General features: G+C 64.9%; 19 protein-coding genes and 4 tRNA genes. 13 read left to right on the plus strand and 10 right to left on the minus strand.

All coding sequences use genetic code 11. The annotated features are described in order from the left end of the window. The first annotated feature begins 224 nt into the window (after positions 1 to 224). Together CW348_RS08850 and CW348_RS08855 are read left to right on the plus strand one after the other, a co-directional pair. Positions 225 to 410, plus strand: a complete 186-nt coding sequence (locus CW348_RS08850) for a hypothetical protein (RefSeq protein ID WP_011293272.1) — start codon at positions 225 to 227, stop codon at positions 408 to 410. A gap of 823 nt (positions 411 to 1,233) precedes the next feature. Next, positions 1,234 to 1,437, plus strand: coding sequence for a hypothetical protein (locus tag CW348_RS08855; RefSeq protein WP_016189342.1), 204 nt, complete (start codon positions 1,234 to 1,236; stop codon positions 1,435 to 1,437). 279 nt (positions 1,438 to 1,716) lie between these two features. On the opposite strand, the gene CW348_RS08860 is transcribed toward CW348_RS08855, so the two are convergent. From CW348_RS08860 to CW348_RS08875, 4 genes are all read right to left on the minus strand, one after another. Then, positions 1,717 to 1,789, minus strand: a tRNA-Phe gene (locus CW348_RS08860). Between the two features lie 28 nt (positions 1,790 to 1,817). Continuing rightward, a tRNA-Asp gene (locus tag CW348_RS08865) sits at positions 1,818 to 1,892 on the minus strand. A gap of 120 nt (positions 1,893 to 2,012) precedes the next feature. After that, positions 2,013 to 2,085: transfer RNA gene (locus CW348_RS08870), tRNA-Glu, on the minus strand. Positions 2,086 to 2,185: 100 nt separating this feature from the next. Beyond that, positions 2,186 to 3,799: a metallophosphoesterase gene (locus CW348_RS08875; protein WP_016189343.1), complete on the minus strand. Its 1,614-nt coding sequence runs from the start codon at positions 3,797 to 3,799 to the stop codon at positions 2,186 to 2,188. A 69-nt stretch (positions 3,800 to 3,868) separates the two neighbouring features. On the opposite strand from CW348_RS08875, the gene CW348_RS08880 reads away from it, so the two are divergent. Both CW348_RS08880 and CW348_RS08885 read left to right on the plus strand, forming a co-directional pair. Further along, a complete protein-coding gene (locus CW348_RS08880) occupies positions 3,869 to 4,213 on the plus strand; it encodes a metallopeptidase family protein (protein ID WP_011293276.1) in 345 nt (114 codons plus the stop codon). 162 nt (positions 4,214 to 4,375) lie between these two features. Continuing rightward, positions 4,376 to 5,734, plus strand: a complete 1,359-nt coding sequence (locus tag CW348_RS08885; RefSeq protein WP_104612735.1) for an MFS transporter — start codon at positions 4,376 to 4,378, stop codon at positions 5,732 to 5,734. Between the two features lie 153 nt (positions 5,735 to 5,887). Here CW348_RS08885 and CW348_RS08890 read toward each other — a convergent pair whose 3' ends face one another. Both CW348_RS08890 and acs read right to left on the minus strand, forming a co-directional pair. Continuing rightward, on the minus strand, positions 5,888 to 6,148 hold the full coding sequence (locus CW348_RS08890) for a PspC domain-containing protein (RefSeq protein ID WP_011293278.1): 261 nt from the start codon (positions 6,146 to 6,148) through the stop codon (positions 5,888 to 5,890). Between the two features lie 255 nt (positions 6,149 to 6,403). Continuing rightward, positions 6,404 to 8,374 carry an acetate--CoA ligase gene (gene acs / locus CW348_RS08895; RefSeq protein WP_287463442.1) on the minus strand — a complete coding sequence of 657 codons (1,971 nt, stop codon included), beginning with the start codon at positions 8,372 to 8,374 and terminating at the stop codon, positions 6,404 to 6,406. 332 nt (positions 8,375 to 8,706) lie between these two features. Between acs and CW348_RS08900 the strand changes: the two genes are divergently transcribed. The 6 genes from CW348_RS08900 to CW348_RS08925 all read left to right on the plus strand — a co-directional run bounded on the left by CW348_RS08900 (position 8,707) and on the right by CW348_RS08925 (position 14,739). After that, on the plus strand, positions 8,707 to 9,681 hold the full coding sequence (locus CW348_RS08900) for a sensor histidine kinase (protein WP_227480940.1): 975 nt from the start codon (positions 8,707 to 8,709) through the stop codon (positions 9,679 to 9,681). Further along, complete coding sequence (locus CW348_RS08905; RefSeq protein WP_011293281.1) at positions 9,681 to 10,475, plus strand: LytTR family DNA-binding domain-containing protein; 795 nt, start codon at positions 9,681 to 9,683, stop codon at positions 10,473 to 10,475. Before CW348_RS08900 ends, CW348_RS08905 begins: the two co-directional genes overlap by 1 nt. Then, positions 10,475 to 10,825 (plus strand): hypothetical protein, encoded by a 351-nt coding sequence (locus CW348_RS08910; RefSeq protein WP_011293282.1) that lies wholly within the window; start codon positions 10,475 to 10,477, stop codon positions 10,823 to 10,825. Before CW348_RS08905 ends, CW348_RS08910 begins: the two co-directional genes overlap by 1 nt. Beyond that, positions 10,825 to 12,513 carry a cation acetate symporter gene (locus tag CW348_RS08915; protein WP_011293283.1) on the plus strand — a complete coding sequence of 563 codons (1,689 nt, stop codon included), beginning with the start codon at positions 10,825 to 10,827 and terminating at the stop codon, positions 12,511 to 12,513. The genes CW348_RS08910 and CW348_RS08915 overlap by 1 nt, the downstream gene beginning before the upstream one ends. Before the next feature lie 265 nt (positions 12,514 to 12,778). Further along, positions 12,779 to 13,129 carry a DUF485 domain-containing protein gene (locus tag CW348_RS08920; protein WP_011293284.1) on the plus strand — a complete coding sequence of 117 codons (351 nt, stop codon included), beginning with the start codon at positions 12,779 to 12,781 and terminating at the stop codon, positions 13,127 to 13,129. Between the two features lie 5 nt (positions 13,130 to 13,134). Then, positions 13,135 to 14,739 (plus strand): cation acetate symporter, encoded by a 1,605-nt coding sequence (locus CW348_RS08925; protein ID WP_181140030.1) that lies wholly within the window; start codon positions 13,135 to 13,137, stop codon positions 14,737 to 14,739. A gap of 512 nt (positions 14,740 to 15,251) precedes the next feature. On the opposite strand, the gene CW348_RS08930 is transcribed toward CW348_RS08925, so the two are convergent. Beyond that, positions 15,252 to 15,716: a hypothetical protein gene (locus CW348_RS08930; RefSeq protein ID WP_011293286.1), complete on the minus strand. Its 465-nt coding sequence runs from the start codon at positions 15,714 to 15,716 to the stop codon at positions 15,252 to 15,254. A 551-nt stretch (positions 15,717 to 16,267) separates the two neighbouring features. On the opposite strand from CW348_RS08930, the gene CW348_RS08935 reads away from it, so the two are divergent. Both CW348_RS08935 and CW348_RS08940 read left to right on the plus strand, forming a co-directional pair. Next, entirely contained in the window at positions 16,268 to 16,837 is a 570-nt protein-coding gene (locus CW348_RS08935; RefSeq protein WP_011293287.1) for a hypothetical protein, read from the plus strand. Between the two features lie 97 nt (positions 16,838 to 16,934). Beyond that, positions 16,935 to 17,774, plus strand: coding sequence for a VanZ family protein (locus CW348_RS08940; RefSeq protein ID WP_016189348.1), 840 nt, complete (start codon positions 16,935 to 16,937; stop codon positions 17,772 to 17,774). Positions 17,775 to 18,088: 314 nt separating this feature from the next. On the opposite strand, the gene CW348_RS08945 is transcribed toward CW348_RS08940, so the two are convergent. Both CW348_RS08945 and CW348_RS08950 read right to left on the minus strand, forming a co-directional pair. Further along, positions 18,089 to 18,164: transfer RNA gene (locus CW348_RS08945), tRNA-Lys, on the minus strand. Positions 18,165 to 18,840: 676 nt separating this feature from the next. After that, a complete protein-coding gene (locus CW348_RS08950) occupies positions 18,841 to 19,428 on the minus strand; it encodes a hypothetical protein (RefSeq protein WP_011293289.1) in 588 nt (195 codons plus the stop codon). A gap of 930 nt (positions 19,429 to 20,358) precedes the next feature. Here CW348_RS08950 and CW348_RS08955 point away from each other — a divergent pair. Then, a complete protein-coding gene (locus tag CW348_RS08955) occupies positions 20,359 to 21,180 on the plus strand; it encodes an SAM-dependent methyltransferase (protein ID WP_011293290.1) in 822 nt (273 codons plus the stop codon). Between the two features lie 141 nt (positions 21,181 to 21,321). On the opposite strand, the gene CW348_RS08960 is transcribed toward CW348_RS08955, so the two are convergent. Then, the gene (locus tag CW348_RS08960) at positions 21,322 to 21,654 is read right to left on the minus strand and encodes an Lsr2 family protein (protein WP_011293291.1); all 333 of its coding nucleotides are present in this window, start codon (positions 21,652 to 21,654) and stop codon (positions 21,322 to 21,324) included. Between the last annotated feature and the right edge of the window lie 216 nt (positions 21,655 to 21,870).

Consider the following 21,870-nt stretch of genomic DNA (forward strand, 5'->3'; position numbering starts at 1 on the left):
CGCTCCTCGCCTGCCCCGGCTCTGGCGGCGGAAGGCCTCGCCCCGGTGGTGCCGAGGTCCGGCAGCCCGCCTGCGCCACGTCCAGACCGCCACCACCGGGTGACACTCGCCTTCCTGAGAGACGTGACATCCCTCTCCACCGCTTTCCGCGGTTGAGCCTGAACTCTCCGCGATACCCGGGCATCGGAGGGGTAGGGGGAGGGGCTGCGGGAGGGAGAAACACGATGGAGTTGCGACAATCGATTCCACTCGGCCTAGGCATCGGAGCCGGTATGGGGATTGCGCTCGGCAGCGTGGTCGGCCTGGTGTTCGATGCGATCCCGCTGGGTATCGGTATCGGCTTCGTCGTCGGCTCCGCGGCCGGGCTCCTTGTCGGCCTGCTGTACGGCAGACGCCGCACCGACACGTGAGACCCGCTCGTTCACCGGGGAAACCGGGGCTGCGCGTGCCTCCCGCGGTTCGATGCCTCGTGCCCCATGTCACTCCCGGCAGGCGAGCGCGGGGAAGCCTCCACGCCCGCCCTTGGCGCGGTTCCTGCCCTGAGGGTTCTGGTCCGGTCCTTTGCTGATGTTCATGTCGGCAAGAACGAAGGGAAGGAACCGGTTGTGCGCCGCTTCTCACGGCAATAAACCACGGTGCAAGAAACGGTCAGAACCCGTGGAGGCTCGTCATGGCTGAGAAAACCCGCAACAAATGGGCTCTAGGCCTGGGCTTAGGGGCTGCGATCGGCGGCGCTTTCAGTCTTCCTGTCGGGCTGCTGTTCCTCGGCGACTCTTCGGAGCAGGAACCCTCATCACGATTCCTCTCGGATGCCTCATCGGCTTCATTGTGGGGCTCCTCCTCGACCGGAGAGACGCCAAGCGGACCCGTCAAGACTGATTGACGTTCCCCACCACGTCACCCGTGCAGGACCCCCATCCCAGCGTCGCAGCGACCCGCGCGTGTCCTCCCGGTGCGCCCTGGTCGCACCTTCCCCTCGGGCGCACCCCGTCTCCTGTTCCCTGCGGCGGAGGCCCTGCCTTCCCCACGCGACGCCTTTCCCTAGGCGGGTAAGCCGCCCTCTCAGCGCGGAAAGAGCGCGCCGGGGCCTCGTGCCCTGCCCTCGTCGTGGCTTCCGGCCGCCGAGCGCGGCCTTGTCGCCCCGCGGTTTGCGGAGATTCGGGCTGCACAGCAAGAACCAGTGGCCCACCGTCTCCGTCAAAGCAGAGAATCCTTTCTCCGCGGAGGCCAACCATGGTCAACCAGAAACTCAAAAACACACAGACCCTTGCCGTGATCCTGGGGGTCGCTGCCGGCGCGGCCTGCGTGCTGTCGCTCGGACTTCTCTTCAGCGGCGGCTCCGCGATGGGTGTCGTCCTCAGCATCCTCCTCGGATTCGCTGTCGGCGCTCTCGTGGGGGCGCTGCTCGGCTGGAGGGCCACCAAGCGCACCCGCTAGGGCGGCGTCGAGAGAGTCCCCAGTCGGAGAATTTCCTGCCGCCCTGCGGCGCACTTCGTGCGCCCTGGGGATGGACGGCGGCACGGCTCTGTCAGCCCTTCACGGAATCCTGTCGCACCGTGTCCGCTGAAACCTGCCGTGGCAGAGCAGAACCGGATTTCTACCGTCGTGGTGAAGCCGACGGCGCGTCCGCTAAAAACCGCCAAAAGAAAAAATACGGTGGCACAACTACCAAAAAGCCCGGGACAAAAGTTCCGGGCTTTTCTCCGATGCAGTGAGTGGCCAGGGGCGGAATCGAACCGCCGACCTTCCACTTTTCAGGCGGACGCTCTGCCAACTGAGCTACCTGGCCCCAGCCACATACTGTACTGCGAAGTGAGCGGTCCTGACGGGATTTGAACCCGCGGCCTCCACCTTGACAGGGTGGCGAGCACTCCAAACTGCTCCACAGGACCCCGATATTTAATTATTTTTTGTTTTTGCTTTGTCCGCTTCTTGCCTGATTCTATCAGGTTCGTCGCGTCCTCCGCGCGGTCTTTATTCTGCCAGACTCTGGCAGTGTTTCAGACCACCAGTACCCCCAACGGGATTCGAACCCGCGTTACCGCCTTGAAAGGGCGGCGTCCTAGGCCACTAGACGATGGGGGCCTCGACGACGACCGAGTCGTCATTTCCCCCGTCCTTCCGTCGGGGACGGCTTAAGCATAGGGGACATTGGGACCAAGTGCCAAAGTGTTTCCCCAACACGTCACCGTGGTACCGCGGAAGCGGGAGGAGACAACTCTAGGTTAGGCGATTCCGGCGGGAGAAGCGTAGGCGGGGTCGTGTCCAGCGACGGCGCAACCGTCTCCACCGGGGTGATCTCCCGGTCTGGGTCGCTTTCGATGTGCCGTTCGATCTGCACCGACGTCAGTCCCAGCCCGCCCAGCGTGATGTCGTCCCACGCCTGCAACCGCTTGGTCTCCGCGTCGAAATACAGCACCGACGCCTGGTACGGGGTGGGCTCGTCGTGCTCCAGCCCACGCAGCCCGGCGCCGCCCGTGGACCCCTGCGCGAAAATCCGGGTCCCGCTCTCCCGTATCTCGGTCCAGCGTTCATGGCCGTGCCCGCACAGTACGAGCGGCACCACCCCGCTGAACGCCTCCCCTTGCAGCGGGTCGTGCAGCACCGCCACGTCCACCGGAGGATCCGCGTCCGCAATACTGCGCGCCTGACGGGCGCCGATCGCGGCGACCTCTGCGTCCGTGGGATTGTCCAACGCCTTGTCTGCGGTGAACCGGGGGTCTCCCGCCCCGTAGAACCGCAGCCCTGCCACTTCGACAATGTCGTCGTCGAGCACGATCGCGTTGGGCTGGGCGGCGACCGCGCGCTGGGTGCCCATCGAATCGTGGTTGCCGCGCACCCACACGTAGGGCACGTCCAGGTCCGCGATCTGGTCCATGAACACGTCCTCGGCGGCGCTGCCCCGGTCGCTGATGTCCCCGGAGTCCACCACCACGGCCACCTGGAACTGTTCCACCAGCGAGTTGATGACCTCCCACGCGGCCGGGTTGAGGTGCAGGTCCGACACGTGCAGCACCCGGATCGTGGCGGCGTCCTCCTCGTAGACGGGCAGGGTCGAAGTGACCTGGTACAGCTGGGAGACGTTGCCCACCAGGCCAGCCAACTGCGCCTGGTATTCGGAGAAGTGGTTGATCACGTCCTCCACGCTGCCCACCACCTGGGGGGCGCCGGCGAGCAGACCGGTGTAGCGGGGCTCCGCAATCGCCCCCGGATTGAAAGTGAAATACGTCACACCGCCAGCGGTGGCGAGCATCACCAAGGCGGTGAGCGCGCCCACCAGGGCCCGCACCCAACTACGGAACAGCAGCAGGCACACCAGGGCCGCCGTACCCACCGAGGCCAGCACGGCCCGCCACGCCAACATGACCGCGCCCTGCTTCACGTCCGCGACAATGCTCGCGCCGAGCCGGTGGATCGACTCCGGGTTCTGCACCATCTCCTCGGCCGCGGTCAACCGGATCTCCGCGATCGTCGCCTCAAACCGCAGCGGCGCAGCATGCGTGTCGAACGCCAGCTTGCCCAACGGGGCGATATTGATCACAGTCTCCCCGCGCCACGACGGGCCCACCGCCAAGACGACGTCGGCAGGGCCGATCGGAGTCAGCACCTGACCGCCCACTGCCAGCCCGGCCCATCCCCCGGCGATCCCTGCGGCCACCACCGCCCCGACGCGCCACACACGGACCGCGTGGCGGTGCCGCAGCCACCCCGCAGCCCTGCGCCACGTCCGCGGATGGAAGGCCAGCCCTATCCGGGCCAGGACCGCTCGCCACTCCACAGCGTCGCCTCCCCAGGTCACCAGTGCTCCCGGACGTCGCTGCCCCGGGCTCTTTCGCTCCCCTTACCCTCGTGGCGCACAATACGAGACGTGATCGAAACCTCCCGCCGCCGCTTCGAAGAGCTCGTCGCCGACGCCCTCGACTCCATTCCACCCGAACTGACCGCGTACATGGACAACGTGGTCATCACCCTGGCCGAAGACCCCCCGGAACCCGGGCTGCTCGGCCTGTACGAAGGAGTGCCGCTCACCGAACGGGGCGACAGCTACGGCGGAGTGCTGCCAGACCAGATCTTCATCTACTGGCGGGAAATCCTCGCGATCTGCGAAACCGAAGAAGACGTCGTCGAAGAAGTCCGCATCACCGTGATCCACGAAATCGCCCACCACTTCGGAATCGACGACGAGCGCCTCCACGAACTCGGCTGGACCTGACCTGGCACTGGACTGCCCCGCCGCACGCTCCCTACCCCGGCAGCGGACGCCCGCAAACAAGAACCGGCGATTCCCCCAAACCGCTTGCCAATCTCGCCCCCTCTAGAGACGCTATGTCAACAAGCAACGACGCAAAGTGATTGAACGTGGGGGCAATCAAGAGTGCACAATCCGCGGTCAGGCGGCTTCAGCCACGGCATTCCACGACAGAGCGACGGGCGCCACGAACAGTTGCCCACCATTGACACGCCCGCCCACGCCGATCCCCCCGCGGCCCCAGAACCTCCCCGCACCGACTGGCGCAGCGGCTACCGCGACGTGCTCCGCAACGGCGAATTCCGCGCCCTGTGGCTCTCCCACGCCCTCTCCATGACCAGCAACTACCTGCTGAACATCGCGGTCGCCGTCCTCGTCTACCAGCGCACCGACTCCGCCCTGGTCACCGGGCTCACCCTGGCGTTGACCTTCCTGCCGCCGCTCGTGGCAGGCCCCCTCCTGTCCGGGCTCGCCGATCTGTTCCCCCGCCGTCGCGTCATGATCGTCAGCGACGTCGTGCGCGCCGTCCTGGTCATCGCCATGAGCATTCCCGGGCTGCCGCTCCCCGTCATCTGGCTGCTGCTGTTCTGCTCGGTGATGCCGACCATCCCCTTCGGCGCGGCCCGCGCTGCGCTCCTCACGCAGATCACCCAAGGGGAGCGTTTCGTCGCCGGATCCACCCTCATCAACATCACATCCCAGGTAGGCTCCCTGGTCGGGCTTGCCGTGGGCGGGCTCGTCATCTCCCTGCTCGACGTGCGCCCCACCGTGTTCTGCAACGGGCTCACCTTCCTGCTGTCCGCGACCATCGTCACGCTCGGCGTGCGGCCGCGGCCCGCACCCGAATCCCAGGACGCGGAACGCCCCACCCTCTGGCAGATCACCCGGCAAGGCCCCCGTCTGGTCTTCACCGACCCGAGGCTGCGCACCCTGGCGCTCCTCGCCTGGCTTGCCGGCTGCTACATCGTCCCCTACGGCGTGGCCACCCCCATGGCCGCAGAAATCGGGGGCGGCCCCGCAACCGCGGGAATGATCATGGCGTCCCCGGCGATCGGCGCGATCATCGGCGGTTTCCCGCTCACCCGGCTCGTCCCCCCGCCGCTGCGCACCCACCTGCTGGGGCTCCTAGCGATCCTCGCCTCGCTCCCGTTGACCGTGTGGATCCTCAAACCACCGCTGTGGGCGATGGTGCTGCTTCTCGTCGTCTCCGGGATGGCGGCTTCCTACCAGTTCGTGGCGAACGCCACATTCGTGCTGTGTGCGCCCTCCACCGGACGCGGGGTGGCGTTCGGGCTCGTCGCCGCCGGCCTCCAAGTAGCCCAAGGCATCGGCATCGCAGTGGCGAGCTTCCTCGTGGAACACGTCGGAACCCACCTCGTCGTCACCCTCGCCGGACTGATCGGCACACTCGGCGCAGTCGCGCTGGCCTTCCCCTGGTCCCGACTGTCTGCCGGCGCCGTGGACATGATGCACGGCGCCGACTAGCTCACCGGCGTTCCTGCGGGCGCTCCGCGCGCGTGTCCCGCACATCCCGTTCCGACTGCCGGTCCGAGGCCGTCTCCGCTGCCTCCCCCTTCCGGGAGAAGAAATCCCGGGGCAGCGGAGCGGCCCGCCCGGACAGTGCGCGTAGCGTCCACTTCACAGCTTGGATTCCTTGCCCTGGAACGTGCGGATGATGTGCTCCAGCACGGAAGCGCCCGCGTCCTCCTCCGGGATCACCAGCCAGGCGATGAGGTACAGCAACACGCCGCTGCCGCCCAGCAGGGTGAAAACAGCGAAAGCCAGCCGGATGAGGTTGGCGTCCACGTTGAGGAACTCACCGATACCGCCGCACACGCCGGTGAGTATCCGGTTGCTCTTACTCCGTCGCAGGGTCTTCTTCGTCGTGTACTCGCTCATATCTTCAGACTGCCCGCCCCAAGCCTGTTATCCCATGGGGAAATTCCCTGGTCTCTCCCTGAGCTCTCCCTGAAACCCCGGCAGGCCAAAGCCCGGAGGACAGACAGCCCCCGCCCACGGACAGGACAAGCCACACCCTGGACCACAGCACCGGTCGCGCCCCGCCTCTGCTGCGCTCCGCGGCAAAAAGCAGAGACAAGTCGTGGGGCGCGCCGGCCCCTGCTCGGCACGCCCCACGAGAACAGTCAGTGCAGATCAGTCGTCTTTGCCGCTGCGCAGCCCCTTCGCGATGAGGTCCATCACCGACGAGTCGGCGAGCGTGGTCACGTCACCGATCTCCCGGTTCTCCGCCACGTCACGCAGCAGGCGGCGCATGATCTTGCCGGAGCGGGTCTTGGGGAGCTCCGGCACCACGATGATCTGCCGCGGCTTAGCGATCGGACCGATCTCCTTCGCCACGTGCTCCCGCAGCGTCTTGATGGCCTCCTCGCCGCTCGCCTCGTCCTGGGCCGCCCCGGCGCGCGGGATCACAAACGCCACGATCGCCTGGCCCGTCGTCGGGTCGGACGCACCCACCACAGCGGCCTCCGCCACCGTCGGGTGCGCCACCAGAGCCGACTCCACCTCAGTGGTGGAAATCCGGTGCCCGGAGACGTTCATGACATCGTCGACCCGGCCCAGCAGCCAAATGTCGCCGTCGTCGTCGTACTTGGCGCCGTCCCCGGCGAAGTAGAAGCCCTTGTCCGCGAACCGCGCCCAGTAGGTTTCGCGGTAGCGCTTCTCGTCGCCCCAGATCCCGCGGAGCATCGACGGCCACGGCTTGTCCAGCACCAGGTAGCCGCCCGAACCGTGCGAAACCTCGTTGCCCTTCTCGTCGACCACCTTCGCGCTCACCCCCGGCAGCGCCCGCAGCGCCGACCCCGGCTTGAGGCTCAACGCGCCAGGCAGCGGCGAAATCATGATCGCGCCGGTCTCGGTCTGCCACCAGGTGTCAACGATCGGGGTCTTGTCACCGCCGATGTGCTTGCGGTACCACAGCCACGCCTCGGGGTTGATCGGCTCGCCGACACTGCCCAGCAGCCGCAGCGACGACAGGTCGTAGCGGGCGGGGATCTCCTCCCCCCACTTCATGAACGTGCGGATCAGCGTGGGAGCCGTGTAGTAGATCGTGACCTTGTACTCCTGCACGATCTCCCAGTGGCGCCCCTCGTGCGGGGTGTTCGGGGTGCCTTCGTAGACGACCTGGGTGGCGCGGTTCGCGAGCGGCCCATAAACGATGTAGCTGTGCCCGGTGATCCAGCCGATGTCGGCGGTGCACCAGTAGACGTCCTTGCCCGGCTTGTGGTCGAACACCACGTGGTGGGTGTACGCCGCCTGGGTCAGATAACCGCCAGTGGTGTGCAGGATGCCCTTCGGCTTCCCCGTGGTGCCCGACGTGTAGAGGATGAACAGGGGGTGTTCGGAGTCGAACGCCTCAGGGGTGTGCTCGGCCGACTGGGAGTCGACCAGGTCGTGCCACCACCGGTCGCGGCCCTCGGTCCACGGAACGTCCATGCCGGTGCGGCGGACCACGATGACGTTCTGGACCGCGTCGATCCCCTCGATGCCTTCGTCCACGTTGGCCTTCATCGGCAGGGCCTTGCCGCGCCGGTACTGGCCGTCAGTAGTGATGACCACCTTGGCGTCAGCGTCCTCCACCCGGGAACGCAGCGCGGAAGGCGAAAAACCCCCGAAGACCACGCTGTGCACCAGGCCCAGGCGGGCACAGGCCAGCATGGACACGATCGCCTCGGGGATCATCGGCATCTGGATAGCGACCCGGTCGCCTGGCTTCAGCCCCAAAGAAGACAGCGCGTTGGCGGCCTTGCACACCTCGTCCTTCAACTGGGCGTAGGTGATGTCGCGGGTGTCTCCGGGCTCACCCACCCAGTGGATGGCGACTTGATCGCCGTAACCGTTCTCTACATGCCGGTCCACACAGTTGTAGGCGACGTTGAGCCTGCCACCCACAAACCACTTGGCGAACGGTGCATTGGACCAGTCCAACACCTGGTTCCACCTGGTCTCCCAGTGCAGCCGCTCGGCCTGCTTCTCCCAAAACGCCTCCCGGTCAGCTTCCGCTTCACCGTAGAGGTCCGCGGTGGCGTTAGCCTGTGCCACGAACGCTTCGTCGGGAGGGAAGACCTGGCTCTGCTGCATCAGGTTCGCCAGCACTTCGTCGCCCATGTCAACTCCTGACAGGTGTGATTCCCGCTACTGCCACCCAACCGTAGAACGTGAGCTGTGCCATAGGAAACCGTTAAAGCGGCGAAGTGTCGGCTTCTCGCGACGGAATGCCTCGGAAATGAGACGAACGGTCGCTGAGGGCTCCACGTGCGGCAGGTCACAAACTAGTATTTACCTTCACGTATCCAACCTCACGGGAGTGGTCAGTCCCATCCATGTTGAGGCCGTCCCACCACCCGACCGATACACCGCCTCGCCGCAAACCATCCAGGCTATGGCGGCCCCGCCCACGCCACGATCTCCTCCCCACGCTGCGCGTCGCCCGCGCCATCATGAACGACCTGAAAGACGGGCTTTCCGGCCCCGGGGCGCGACGCGCCGCACGGCGCCTACGGCGGCTCCTCAACACCCCCGGCCTCGGCCTCGCCGACCTGTCCGGAAACCTCGTGTGGTCAGGACACTCCCCCGACTCCGACGCGGTCGCCACCCTCGTCGACCACGTGCTGCGCGGCGAAACCGCGAAAGACCTCCCGCCCCTCACCGCCACCCCCATCTACGCTGGCGACGGCGTCGCCGGCGTCCTCGTCGTCGCAGGCCCCATCCGCCGCTCCGCCCTCCGCGAAGCCGCCTCCTGGGTCGCCGACGCCGTGGAACGCGGCCGCCTCGAAGCCTCCGCGGACCGCGCCGAACAAGCGGAACTCCGCGCCCTCCGCGCCGAAATCTCCCCGCACTTCGTCTACAACGCGCTCACCGTGATCGCCTCCCTCATGCGATCCGACCCGGACCAGGCCAGCGAACTCATGCTCGACTTCGCCGACTACACCCGCTACAGCCTGGCCCGACGCGGCGACTACACCACCGTCTCCGACGAATTCCACGCCATCGAGACCTACCTGGCCCTGCAACGAGCCGTCCTCGGCGACCGGCTGCGCGTCCAAGTCCGCGTCGCCCCCGAAGTCCTCGGCGTGGCCATCCCCTACCTGGTCCTGCAGCCGCTCGTCGAAAACGCCGTACGCCACGGCATCGAACCCCGGGCCGGCGCCGGACTCATCCAAGTCACCGGGGAAGCCGAAGGGAACGACTGCGTCATCAGCATCGAAGACGACGGCGTAGGCATGGACCCTGAACGCGCCCGGGAAATCCTCGCGGGCCGGGGCGGATCCGACAGCGTAGGACTCGCCAACGTAGACCGTCGACTCCGTCACGTCTACGGTCCCTGGTACGGGCTTGTCGTAGAGACCGCAGTGGACGCAGGCACCCGCGTGATTGTCCGCGTCCCCCGATTCCAGCCAGGAGTGATGCCGTGATGCTGCCTTCCCCCCGCGGCCTACGCGTACTTGCGGTCGACGACGTTCCCCTAGCACTGACCGAACTGTGCCGCCTGCTCCGCGCGGCACCCGAGGTCGGTGAGGTGGTCGCCGCCGACGACCCGATCAGCGCACTCCGCAACATCCAAGCGGACCGGTTCGACGCGGTCTTCCTGGACATCTCCATGCCGGGACTCGACGGGGTCGAACTCGCCAACCTCCTGTCCAAACTCAGCGACCCTCCCGTCATCGTGTTCGTCACCGCACACGAAGAACACGCTGTCACCGCCTACGGCATCGGCGCCGTCGACTACCTGCTCAAACCCGTCCGCGCCGAACGGCTCGCCATGGCGTTGACCAAAGTCGTCCGCATGCTGTCCGCCGGCACCGCCCCCGTCACCCCGCACCGGGTGCGCCGCCCCGACGCGATGGCGGTCCTCCCCGTCGAAACCGCAGGCCGCACCCGGTACGTGCGCCGCAGCGACGTCCGATTCGTCGAAGCCAACGGCGACTACGTGCGCCTCCACACCCCGGAAGGCGTCCACCTGGTGCGCATGCCGATCTCCCGGCTCGAGGAATACTGGGCAGATTCCGGCTTCCTGCGCGTCCACCGCGGCTACCTGGTCGCGTTGAGCGCCATCCGCGAACTACGCAGCGACTCCAGCGGCGGCCTGCTCGCCCACACCGACCTCGGCGACGTCCCCGTCAGCCGCCGCCACGCCCGTGAACTGCGTGAACAACTACTGCACGCAGCCCAAACCGGCATGTTCGACGACCCCACCCGGGGGGCGTGATGCCTCACCGACCCAAACGCGTAGCAGTCACCAGCCCGCAAACCCGGCTCGCCCACCTGCGCGGCAGAGCCCGCGGCCGGTGGCGGGTCCCCCGCCTCGACGCCGACGACGCGGAACGTGCGGCCGCCCTCTACCTCGCCCAACGCCGCCAAGGACTCCTCGCCCTCATCCTGGGCGTCGTCACCCTCGTCGGCCTGCCCCTCGTCCTCGCCGCCTGGCCAGCCCTCGACACCATCCGTCTGTGGACCATCCCCGTGTCCTGGCTGATGCTGGCGGTCCTGCCCTACCCGGCCCTGACCGCACTGTCCTTCTGGCAGTTGCGTCAAGCAGAACGGATCGAGCGGCGCTGATGGCCACACTCGTCGCGGTGGCCACCGTCATGGTGGTCACGCTACTGATCGGACTGCACGGGGTGGCTGCCATGCGCACCACCTCCGACTTCCTCGTAGCGTCCCGCCGCGTCTCCCCGCTGCTCAACTCCGCCGCAGTCTCCGGGGAATACCTGTCCGCGGCCTCCTTCCTCGGCGTCGCCGGGCTCGTCGTCCGCGACGGGGTGGGTGCGCTGTGGTATCCCGTCGGATTCACCGCCGGATACATCGCAATGCTCATCCTCGTCGCCGCACCCATGCGCCGCTCCGGCGCGCTCACCGTGCCCGACTTCGCCGAAGCACGACTCGCCTCCCCCGGCCTGCGCCGCCTCAGCGCAGTCGTCGTGCTCGTCATCGGCGCCCTCTACCTCGTGCCGCAGCTCCGCACCGCCGGACTCGTGCTCAGCGTGGTCAGCGACCTGCCCTACTGGGTGGGGGTCGTCATCGCAGGCGTCGTCGTCAGCGCCACCCTCGCCCTCGGCGGCATGCGCGCCGCCACCTACGTGCAAGCCTTCCAGTTCCTCGTCAAGCTCCTGCTGTTCATCGTCCCCGCGCTGTGGCTGCTCGTCATCGTCGGCCCCCACGTCCGCCACGAAGCCGTCCACCCCGTGGAATTCACCCACTTCCCCAAAGACACCGCGGTCGAATTCCAGGTGGACGCCACCCTCACCTTCCCCGAACCGGTCACCGTGCGCACCCCCGACGGCACCGAAACCGTGCTCGGCCCCGGTGAAGTACGCGTCGACGCCAACCAGACCCTCGTCTTCCCCAAAGACACCCCCGTGCCCACCGTGAACGGCGGCGGCATCCCCGGCGGCGAACAATGGCACCGGCCCCTGCTCAACCTGAGCGACTACGGGCACCCGCTGCTCGCCACCCTCGCCGTGCTCACCGCCACCGCCCTCGGCACCATGGGCCTCCCGCACGTGCTCATGCGATTCCACACCAGCCCTGACGGACGCTCCGCGCGCCGCACCGCCGCGTTCACCGTGGCACTGCTCGGCATCTTCTACCTGTTCCCCGGCATCTACGGGGCGCTCGGCCGCGTACTCGTGCCCGAGCTCTACCTGTCCGGAGTCACCGACACCGTAGTCGTCGCCCTCCCGTCCCGCGTCTCCGACGACTGGGTAGGCACCCTCATGACCACCCTCCTGTCGGTGGGCGCGTTCGCCGCGTTCCTCGCCACCTCGGTGGGCTTGCTGCTCGTCATCTCCGGGGCGATCTCCTACGACCTGCTGCCCGGCGGACTGCGCCGCCTGCGGATCACCGTGCTGCTCGCCGCAGCCGTCATGGTGCTCCTCGCGCTCCCCGCCGCACCTCTCGCCGCGGGCATGCTCGTCACCTGGGGGTTTACCGTGGCCGCGTCCACGTTCTGCCCCCTGCTCGTCCTGGGGATCTGGTGGCCGCGGTTGACGAAAGCGGGAGCCGTCAGCGGCGTCCTCGTCGGCCTGTTCAGTACCCTAGGTGCGATCGCAGTGGCCCTGTTCGGCCCCCCGCTCGCAGGCTGGCAGGCGATCCTCATCACCCAGCCCGCGCCGTGGACCGTGCCGCTCGCCTTCGCCACCATGGTGGTGGTCTCCCTGCGCGGCCAAGCTCCCCCGTGGTCGCGCACCGCGATGCTCCGCCTCCACCTGGACGAACCGCCCCGCGACACCCCGCTAGGCCGCTAGCCGGCAAGCGTTCCTCCGCCTAGCACCGGAGGCCGCACCCCTCCAGAGGACTTTCGGCCTGCCCCACGCCTGCCCTCGGCCGCCCTCCACCCCGGTCGACGGTCCTCGAACGCTCATATGCCGTTCATCGACCGCTGGTCGCAACACTCGTCGCAACACTCGTCATTCGATCTTGCGGGTCTTATCGCTCCCACCCCAGCCCACTTACTGTGGCGCAAGCCACATGTGTTCTCCCGCACATCCCGATTGCTGGGGAGGTCTCACCGTGACCCAAACCGAGTCCGGAAAGCTCACCCACCAGGGCACAGAACCCGCCTGGGAGTCGGTACAGGCAAGCCCTGAATTCGGGGAACTGCGGCGCCGCCTGCGCGTCTTCGTGTTCCCCATGACCGCCTTCTTCATCTCCTGGTACCTGCTCTACGTACTGGTCGCCGCCTACGCCTCCGACTTCATGGCGATCAAGCTCGTCGGCAACATCAACGTCGGCCTCGTCTTCGGCCTGCTCCAGTTCGTGTCGACCTTCATCATCACCGGCCTGTACGTGCGCTACGCCGGCAACCGCCTCGACCCCATCGCGGACAAGATCCGCCACGACATCGAAGGTGAGGACAAGTGACCGACATGCACCTTGCGCACGTCCTCGACTCCGTCAACCCCGCACTCAACTTCAGCGTCTTCGTCGCGTTCGTCCTGGTCACCCTGGTGATCGTGTTCCGGGCGAGCCGCAACTCCAAAACCGCGGCCGACTACTACGCGGCCGGCCGGTCCTTCAGCGGCGCTCAAAACGGCCTCGCGATCGCCGGCGACTACCTGTCCGCCGCGTCCTTCCTCGGCATCTGCGGTGCCATCGCCGTCAACGGCTACGACGGATTCCTGTACTCGATCGGATTCCTCGTCGCCTGGCTCGTAGCGCTGCTGCTCGTCGCCGAACTGATGCGGAACACCGCCAAATTCACCATGGGCGACGTGCTGGCCTTCCGCATGCGGCAGCGGCCCATCCGCGCCGCCGCAGCCCTCTCCACCCTGGCGGTGTCCTTCTTCTACCTGCTGGCCCAAATGGCCGGAGCGGGCGGCCTCGTCAACCTGCTGCTCGGTATCGAAGGTGAAGCCGCGCAGAACGCCATCATCGCCACCGTCGGCGTTGTAATGATCCTCTACGTGCTCATCGGCGGCATGCGCGGCACCACCTGGGTCCAGATCATCAAAGCCGCCCTGCTCATCGGCGGTGCCGGCGGCATGACCCTGTGGGTCCTCGGCATGTACGGCTTCAACTTCTCGGCCGTGCTCGCCGACGCCGTGTCCATGGAAGGCGGCAAGGGTGAAGCGCTGCTCGCCCCCGGCGCCCAGTACGGTATCAACGCGCTCACCAAGCTCGACTTCCTGTCGCTGGGACTCGCGCTCGTGCTCGGCACCGCCGGCCTGCCCCACGTGCTGATGCGGTTCTACACGGTCCCCACCGCCAAGGAAGCTCGCCGCTCGGTGGTGTGGGCCATCGGCCTGATCGGCCTGTTCTACCTGTTCACCCTGGTGCTCGGCTACGCGGCCGGCGCCATGGTGGGTGCTGAGGACATTTCCTCGGCCCCCGGCGGCGTGAACTCGGCGGCCCCGCTGCTCGCCCTGGCCCTGGGCGGCCCGGTCCTGCTCGGCTTCATCGCCGCAGTCGCCTTCGCCACCATCCTCGCTGTGGTCGCGGGCCTCACCATCACCGCGTCGGCCTCGTTCGCCCACGACATCTACTCCAACGTGATCAAGAAGGGCAAGACCGCCCCCGGCAGCGAGGTCCGCGTGGCCCGAATCACCTCCCTGGTGATCGGTGCGGTGGCCATCGTCGGCGGTATCTTCGCCAAGGAGCAGAACGTGGCGTTCCTCGTCGCGCTGGCCTTCGCTGTGGCCGCCTCGGCGAACCTGCCGACGATCCTCTACACGCTGTTCTGGAAGCGGTTCAACACCCAGGGCGCGCTGTGGAGCATCTACGGCGGTCTGATCACCACGATCACGCTGATCGTGTTCTCCCCGGCCGTGTCCGGTTCGGAGAAAGCGATGTTCCCGGACTTGGACTTCGCGTTCTTCCCGCTGTCCAACCCCGGCATCATCTCCATTCCGCTGTCCTTCTTCCTCGGCTGGCTCGGCACCATGCTCTCCAGCGAGCACGACGCCAAGAAGCACGCCGAGATGGAGGTCCGGTCCCTCACCGGTGCCGGAGCGGAAAAAGCGGTCTCCCACTGACCAGCCACACGGTGAGGTCGCCCTGGGGTTTCCTCCCCTCCAGGGCGGCCTCCCCTCCCACGCTCCCGCTGCTCGAGGTGCCCCTCACGTCCCTGCCCCATCTCAGCGGCGGGAGCTCCCAGCCACCACCAGTGGTGCGAAGTGCCCTCGCCACACAATGGCGGGGGCACACCCCTGTCCAAGGGCTCCCCGCCCGGCGACGTGTGGAGTTCCCGGGCACGCTTGAAGCCGTTCCGGCACGGTCGGGCAAGACGGGCGGGCACCCGCCGTGGCCACTCGGGCAAGGCCTGGCTGTGCAGCAGTCCTCCGCGGGCGCTTTCCTTACGACCCGGCTCACGCTCGCGTTGGTTGACGCAACAGTGCTGCTCGGCTGCGCTGCTCACCGGCGTGACGGCTCCCCTCCCCGCCACTGAGTGCAGGACGTAGTGCTGTTCCCACCGTGCAGCACGAACCCCTGTCCGGCACAGGGCTGCCCGATGTCCCCAAAGGCTGGAACAGCCACACTGGGCAGGTCACCTGCTCAGCGCGGCCAGCGCCCGCTCATGGGACGCAGCGTTAGCGGGATTCAACTCCGCAAGCCGCGCCAAAGTTTTCGGCCCCTCCCGCTTGAGCAGCGCAAATAGCGCCGTTTCCTGGACCGAGGAAGCGGTTACTAGCTCGCCCTGCCAGTTCCGCACCTCAAACCTGAGCCACTCTCTTTCCCGCCGGGTCAGCGTGGCGGTGAGCGGCTGGTCGGGAAAGTCCATGCTCGCCTCTCCCGTTTTGCGGAACTCGACCACCATGTCGACCAGGCCCCACCAAAGGAACTCGACATCGTCCCAGAGGCTCTGGTTGAGCACCGCCTTCCCGGAGAGCACCAGCTCAATCGCCCCCTCCAGGTAGGCCTTGGTCGGCTGCCGCTCGGCTTCCATGGAGAAGACGTCAATGAAGCGCCCCCGGGGAGTGCGGAGGTAAGTGGAGATGTGAAGCCGGTCCATCGTCTCCTCAGATGGTCCAGCGGGGTGCAGTCAACGCTGGAAGGAAACAGCGCACCTTATCGGGTCCTCCTGGTGCGCTTCTTCATGCTTCCAGTCGTGATTTATGAGAGTCCTGCCCCGTGTTCTCACATAAGAAATCCGTCTGCTGCTCCTCAAAGCTCCCGGTGGAAAGCGAACGGGCACCCTTATACCACGAATACCGCTGTGGCGTGTTGCTCACCAGAGGCGGATTCTCACGCGGTAACTCTCGTGCAGCTGTTGCGGGAACCTCCGCGCTCGGTTTCTGAGCTGGACAAAGACCAGCCCCAACTGCCAACCCTGCCGGGCCCTCACAACAAACAAAAGACCTAATGTGGCCAAAATAAGGATTTTCGTTTCTTGTCTTGCCATACTCTCCTCTGGCCAGGAAGTACCATCCTGGTTTCCAACGGCACTTCCTTCCTCTTTTAGGAGAGCTGATCCGACACATCGGCTGTTTCCTTAGAGACATCGAATCAGCGATCACCTCTTAGTTGTTTTGCATATATAAAAAGAAACGGATAGAAACACTGGTGGCAAGAAGAATCTCTGAGAAATCCTTCGTTGCCAAAGCCGCAGGAACAGTGGTAGCAGCGGTCTCCCTGATTGCTCTGACTGCTAGTCCTGCGTCTGCTCAAGAGTCCAATCACACCGTCTTCGAGCAGGAAATTATTATCACGGATGATTACGAGATCCTCGAAGTCGGCGAGGGCAAGGACGTCGAAAGCGTAGAGGAATACGTCCGACAGGCCATGCGGGAAGACGGCATCAACACTGACGGTCTTGGAACGTTCACCCCGATGGCGATCGGCTATGGGTACCTGAGCAACGGAACTCTGCGTGTCGACGCCATCGACTGCAGGGTTGCCTCCGTGGACTACTTCAAGAACTACGGCAACACAATTACTGCGAGGTTTGGTGTCCGCCAGTCTGGAGAATCCGATCAGTGGAGCTCCTACATGAACGTTCCTCCTGGAGGAAGGGCCGGAGCAACATTCCGTATCCGCTCCTACTTCACCTATGGCGGACCTCCTATTTCCGGTCTCATGCAAGTCACAGGGTCAAGCACGACTTACACGACTGAAAGGGTCTCGTGCATGTGACCTGAGAAGGTTTAACTGAAACTGATTTACTTTCCTGGTTGCGTGCGTCCAGGTACCTCCGGACGCACGCAACCAGGTTTCACGAAAGAAACCCGTCATGTGGCAGGTATTGTTCTATGTGACCCCGATCACGGTCGGTATCGCCCTGGTCATTCTGGGAGTATCCGCCGTGGTGGTGGCTCGATGGAACCGCCGCTCACCGCGGTTGTTCCCAAGGGAAGCCCGATGGCTTCTGGGCACGGCCGCAGCGATGTACCTGCTCATTCTGGGCGGTCCCTTGCTGGGGTGGGACAAGGTCGGCACCACCGGTTGGGGCATAACGTGGAATCCGCTGTCGGCCTATGAGGAACTGCGCCAGAGAACCCTTGCTTCAGAGGGCGCCTACCTGGCACTGGGACCTAGCGCGGAAGAAACCGTTTACTACGGGGCACGAGAACTATCCCCTGAAGAATTGGAACAGGCGCGTCGGGAAGTCGATCCAGGCGACGCAGCCTACTACCGTTATCCCACTACCGACGGCCGCATCGTATGGATCGACGCCTACGGCCACGACGTGGACCTCGACAAACGCGCGGAACTTGAGGCTGTCCCGCCACCTCCTGTCCGCACCGAGCCGTCAGCAGGCCTCATTGTGGAGGAGAAGATCGTCAACGCCCTGCTCTTCGTGCCCATCGGCATTTTGGCTTTCGCTGCTTTCTCCTCCTGGTGGGCGCGCCTAACCACAGGACCAGGGCTGTCACTGGCCATAGAGACAGTCCAGTGGGCAATGGCTGCTGGCCGTACCGCAGACACCGGTGACCTACTCGTCAACACTGTGGGCTCCGCGATAGGGGTGGCCATGACCGCGTTCGCCTCGCTGTGCCTCGGCTTCTTCCATCGTGAGGGCGCACGGCACCACAGCCCTGTCATCGCGGGAGAGGACAGCCTTCCCGTTTGAACAGCGCAAATAGCACCCGTTTCCTGGACTGAGGTCTTCATTCCCTCGCTGTTGAGGGACCTGATGATACGGCAGTTCTTCCCCAGGACACGGGAACGAGGCGTTCAGTGAGCCGGTAACCAGCTTTACTGGCACGGTCTCCGTTCAACCGTGGCCGCGGGGGAGCGGAGGCGTCCACTGGTGGAGCAGAGCCTTCGTCCCAGAGACCTGGGCGATGCGGGGGCGAGGGCTCCAGCCGACTGCCGGAACTAGGCGCACACCACAAAAGCCCCGGGTCGGATCCTGTCTAGACAGGATCCGACCCGGGGCTTTTGTGGTGGGCCACCTGGGGATCGAACCCAGAACCCGCGGATTAAAAGTCCGCTGCTCTGCCAGTTGAGCTAATGGCCCGTGACATCTCACCCACTAGGGTGCCACATGCCTTCCTTAAGAGTAACGGGTTTTCGGACTGGATGTGGCCAGAGGGGGGTGGTGCTGGGTGTTGTGAACACAACTGTAGGAGATGAGCCTGATTGCTACCAGCAAGAACCAAGCAGGCGGAGTGAAAATTCCTGGACGGAGCAGCCCGTGACTGTCCCAGGTACTTGGTGTCGCAGTGCCCCGGTCACGTGCCGTCGGTAGCCCTGCGCCTGGCCGCCTCGTCGGTTGTCCATCCCAGAGTTGGGATCCACTTTCAGCGATGCCCCTCGGCTGGCCTCGGCGGACCGGTACAGGCCCTCATCCAGGCCGTGCGCTGCTCGCTGACAGCGGCCCGTAGAGAACTGGGTGGCCCGTCACGATGTCTGGCATCCAGCCGAAGAGGGCCCTGAGACGAGCCAGAGTGCCTTCACGTGATGGGGGCCATGTGATGGGGGCACAACCCACTAACAGACAGGACACCTTGCAAGAAATTAACGATGAATACCTTAAATGTGCCAAAAATTTACTTGTGAAACTTCGTAAGAACCACTATCGTCAGCTAGCGAAAGAGTTTTGCTGGCCCCTACGGGAGGTCAGAAGTCGTGGAGCCAGGTGGCCTGGGGCAGACCGGGAGCCTGGCTCGGCGCGTTTCTGGGGCCGAGTATGCCTAGCGGACGAAGACTGTGACATCGTAAAGATTGTCGTGGAGGATGTCGCAGTACCTCGACTCTCCGTCCTGTTTAGCGCGAACTGCTCCGGCAACGATGTCAGCCGCCCATAGCAGTGGCTCATTGCCGCCAGGTTCGTGCCGGAGCGTGAAGCGGTCATCGTTGTGCTGCGCTTGGAATGGCCTGACCACCCGTTCGTCTTTTTTGTCGAGAGTCCGGCCACGCGACTCCAGCACCAGGGTTCTCACCTCGTAGCCGTAGAGTTCGTCCACCAGCCTCGTGAGACAAGCAGCGCGAGCCCGCTCCTGACGTTTTAAGGGCACAGGGGCGCCGACTGCGACAACGTGGAAGCCTTCAAGAGAGGCAACTGTAAAGGCTGCAGCCTCCCTTTGCTTTCGGTCCATCTCGTTCCAGTGCAGCTTGTCAGTGCGACGATTGCCGCGGAGCTCGCGCATCGCTTGGCGAGCTTCTTCGGCCACAGAGGGATCGAACGTCACACTGGCTAACACGTAGTAGCCGCCGGATACAGCTTCGAGATAAGACTCGTCGCCATAGGCCACGCGACCACCAGCAGGAGAAGAGTCCATCGGGGGGATCCATTCCAGCGCATTGTTTACGCCTATTCTCCTTGAGCCCGGCCATACAGGCGAATCTTGCTACAGAGCCCAAGCAAAGTGGCGATCTCGGAGCTTCGGTCCTTTCGTTCCGACAATTTTTGACAGTCGATCCCTAACCCCGAAAGCTGGACAGCAGGTGTTAACGGTAAGTCCTTACTCCCCTGCAGGGAGGGCTGTTCTAGGCACGGTGGATCAACTCAGGGATCCGATCACCTTTCCTCGTCTTCCTTCGAAGACAGCACAGATCTGACACACAAAGCACCACAAACATCAATTTGATCAACAAACACCCCAAACATCTCAGTCTGGGAAGTGTTTGTCGGCGGGCGTCCTGCCGTGGCCGCCATTGCTCCCCGTCGACTTCCCCAACCGCACGTAGCGGTTAGCCTTTTCCCACCCCGGAAGGATCCCCAACCCGAAGCCCAGGAACGTGTCTGGCAAGGTGCAGTGGGCATACGGTTTTCAGGGAAGCCTCTGTTGAGAAGCTAGCTCGGTGCGCCCCTGGTCCTTCGTTCAGTCCTACGGCTCTGTGCCTTGAGGCCGACCTTGCGCCTCTTGTCCGTGGACGGGTTGACACGCTGATGCCTTAAAGCGTTCGTCGCGGGCAGTACGGCTGTGATCCTCAGCGGGTGCGCACCAACCGCCTGTCCTGACACTTGCGCTCCATGAATGGCAGCCAGAGAAGCCCGAAAACCTGATAAACCAGGACAAAACGAACAAAACCACGAAGCTTCCCGGAATGCTTCTTAGTGGTGAGAAGCCTCCCCAGGCTCTTCACCACGGAATCGCGTCCCCACATCCACTGTCGGATCAATAGCGCTCACGGGGACATCAGAGCACAAAAGCGAACTACGATGTCGGTGTTTTCCCTTTTGAATCCCCCGAACGAGGAGCGCACTGATGAGCGACGAGCAGCACGACTCCGTGTGGCCGCCCCCAGGACTCGACTTCTCCAAGCCCACGATAGCCCGCGCCTACGATGCGCTACTCGGTGGCAAGGACAACTTCGAAGCCGACCGGGCCTTGGCGGACTACGCCTGTAAGCACATTCCCGGGCTCAAAGAATCGGCTATCGAAAACCGGAAGGTCCTGGTCCGCGGAGTGAGGTTCCTCGCCGGTGAGGCAGGGATCAGCCAATTCCTGGACTTGGGCAGCGGGTTGCCCACTGTGCAGAACACGCACGAAGTTGCCCAGTCGGTCAACCCTGATGCGCGCGTGGTCTACGTGGACATCGACCCGATGGTGCTCACCCACGGTCGGGCGTTGCTGGCAAAAGACCCCAACACCGCGGTGTTCACCGCAGATGTCCGCGACCCGGAGTACATTCTCAACCATCCCGATGTGCGCCGCATGATCGACTTCAGCCGTCCAGCAGCAATCATGCTGGTGGGCATGCTGCACTATCTCTCCCCTGATGTTGTGGACAGGGTGGTGGGCGCTTATCGGGACGCACTGGCACCGGGCAGCTACCTTTTCATGACTTCCCTGGTGGACACGGGGCTTCCCGCACAGCAGAAACTGGCTCGGATCACTCGGGAGAACCTCGGCGAAGGGTGGGCGCGCACCCCCGAGGAGATTGAACGCCAGTTCGGCGACTTTGAACTTGTGGAGCCTGGCGTCGTCTACACCGCGCTGTGGCGTCCTGACGAGCCGGTTGACCCGGACAACCTCTCCCCGGGGGAGCAGTTGGGAATGGCTGGAATCGGCCGTAAGAAGGCCTGAGTGCGGCGATTCCCGGTCTCGTGACTTTCTCCCCGGTGACCGGGGCGGGGTGATCTTCCGTCCCGGGGCACTGCAACGAGTTTTCAAAAAACTGTGAAGGGGACGGCCATGTCCCCTTCACAGTTGTCAGGATCCTTCTTGCTACCCGTGGATGGCTTCGTATTCGTCCACGATGGCCTTCGGGATGCGCCCGCGTTCGCTGATCTGCTTGCCCTGCTGCTGCGCCCAGGCACGGATCTGTGCACTCCTCTCCCGGCTGAGCGCCGTGCGCTTTTTGGTCCTGGAGACACCCCGACGCGCCGGAACCTTGCGGGCGGCTTCGACGAACGGGGCGAGTTCCTCACGCAGTCGCTTGGCGTTAGCGCTGCTGAGGTCGATCTCGTAGGAAGTGCCGTCGAGTGCGAACGAGACCGTCTCCTCGGCTTGACTGCCGTCAAGGTCATCAATGAGAAGGACCTGGACTTTTCGTGCCATGAATCTCTCCTGAGAAATCCGAAAAGCAATTGGCCTCTTCGGCCAGTACCCCCCTTTCATCCCCCCAGTGCAGGACTCAAACCTGTGGGAGAGAACTATTCGTTCAGGGCTCCGGAAACAACCAATTGTCGCGTGTGTTCTCCCGCAGGCTCGTATACCTGGCTCTGAACCCAGGAGACTGGTTGTCAGCTTTACGGAGTCCTAGGGAGGACGTGG

Origin of the sequence: Thermobifida sp. (assembly GCF_017577275.1) — a bacterium.
In the GTDB taxonomy this organism is placed as follows: Bacteria; Actinomycetota; Actinomycetes; order Streptosporangiales; family Streptosporangiaceae; genus Thermobifida; species Thermobifida fusca.

Coding starts and splice junctions, on each gene's coding strand:
- CW348_RS08850 (WP_011293272.1), top strand. CDS start 225: ATGGAGTTGCGACAATCGATTCCACTCGGCCTAGGCATCGGAGCCGGT.
- CW348_RS08855 (WP_016189342.1), top strand. CDS start 1,234: ATGGTCAACCAGAAACTCAAAAACACACAGACCCTTGCCGTGATCCTG.
- CW348_RS08890 (WP_011293278.1), bottom strand. CDS start 6,148: ATGAGCGAGTACACGACGAAGAAGACCCTGCGACGGAGTAAGAGCAAC.
- acs (WP_287463442.1), bottom strand. CDS start 8,374: ATGGGCGACGAAGTGCTGGCGAACCTGATGCAGCAGAGCCAGGTCTTC.
- CW348_RS08900 (WP_227480940.1), top strand. CDS start 8,707: ATGAACGACCTGAAAGACGGGCTTTCCGGCCCCGGGGCGCGACGCGCC.
- CW348_RS08905 (WP_011293281.1), top strand. CDS start 9,681: ATGCTGCCTTCCCCCCGCGGCCTACGCGTACTTGCGGTCGACGACGTT.
- CW348_RS08910 (WP_011293282.1), top strand. CDS start 10,475: ATGCCTCACCGACCCAAACGCGTAGCAGTCACCAGCCCGCAAACCCGG.
- CW348_RS08915 (WP_011293283.1), top strand. CDS start 10,825: ATGGCCACACTCGTCGCGGTGGCCACCGTCATGGTGGTCACGCTACTG.
- CW348_RS08925 (WP_181140030.1), top strand. CDS start 13,135: ATGCACCTTGCGCACGTCCTCGACTCCGTCAACCCCGCACTCAACTTC.
- CW348_RS08930 (WP_011293286.1), bottom strand. CDS start 15,716: ATGGACCGGCTTCACATCTCCACTTACCTCCGCACTCCCCGGGGGCGC.
- CW348_RS08940 (WP_016189348.1), top strand. CDS start 16,935: ATGTGGCAGGTATTGTTCTATGTGACCCCGATCACGGTCGGTATCGCC.
- CW348_RS08950 (WP_011293289.1), bottom strand. CDS start 19,428: ATGGACTCTTCTCCTGCTGGTGGTCGCGTGGCCTATGGCGACGAGTCT.
- CW348_RS08955 (WP_011293290.1), top strand. CDS start 20,359: ATGAGCGACGAGCAGCACGACTCCGTGTGGCCGCCCCCAGGACTCGAC.
- CW348_RS08960 (WP_011293291.1), bottom strand. CDS start 21,654: ATGGCACGAAAAGTCCAGGTCCTTCTCATTGATGACCTTGACGGCAGT.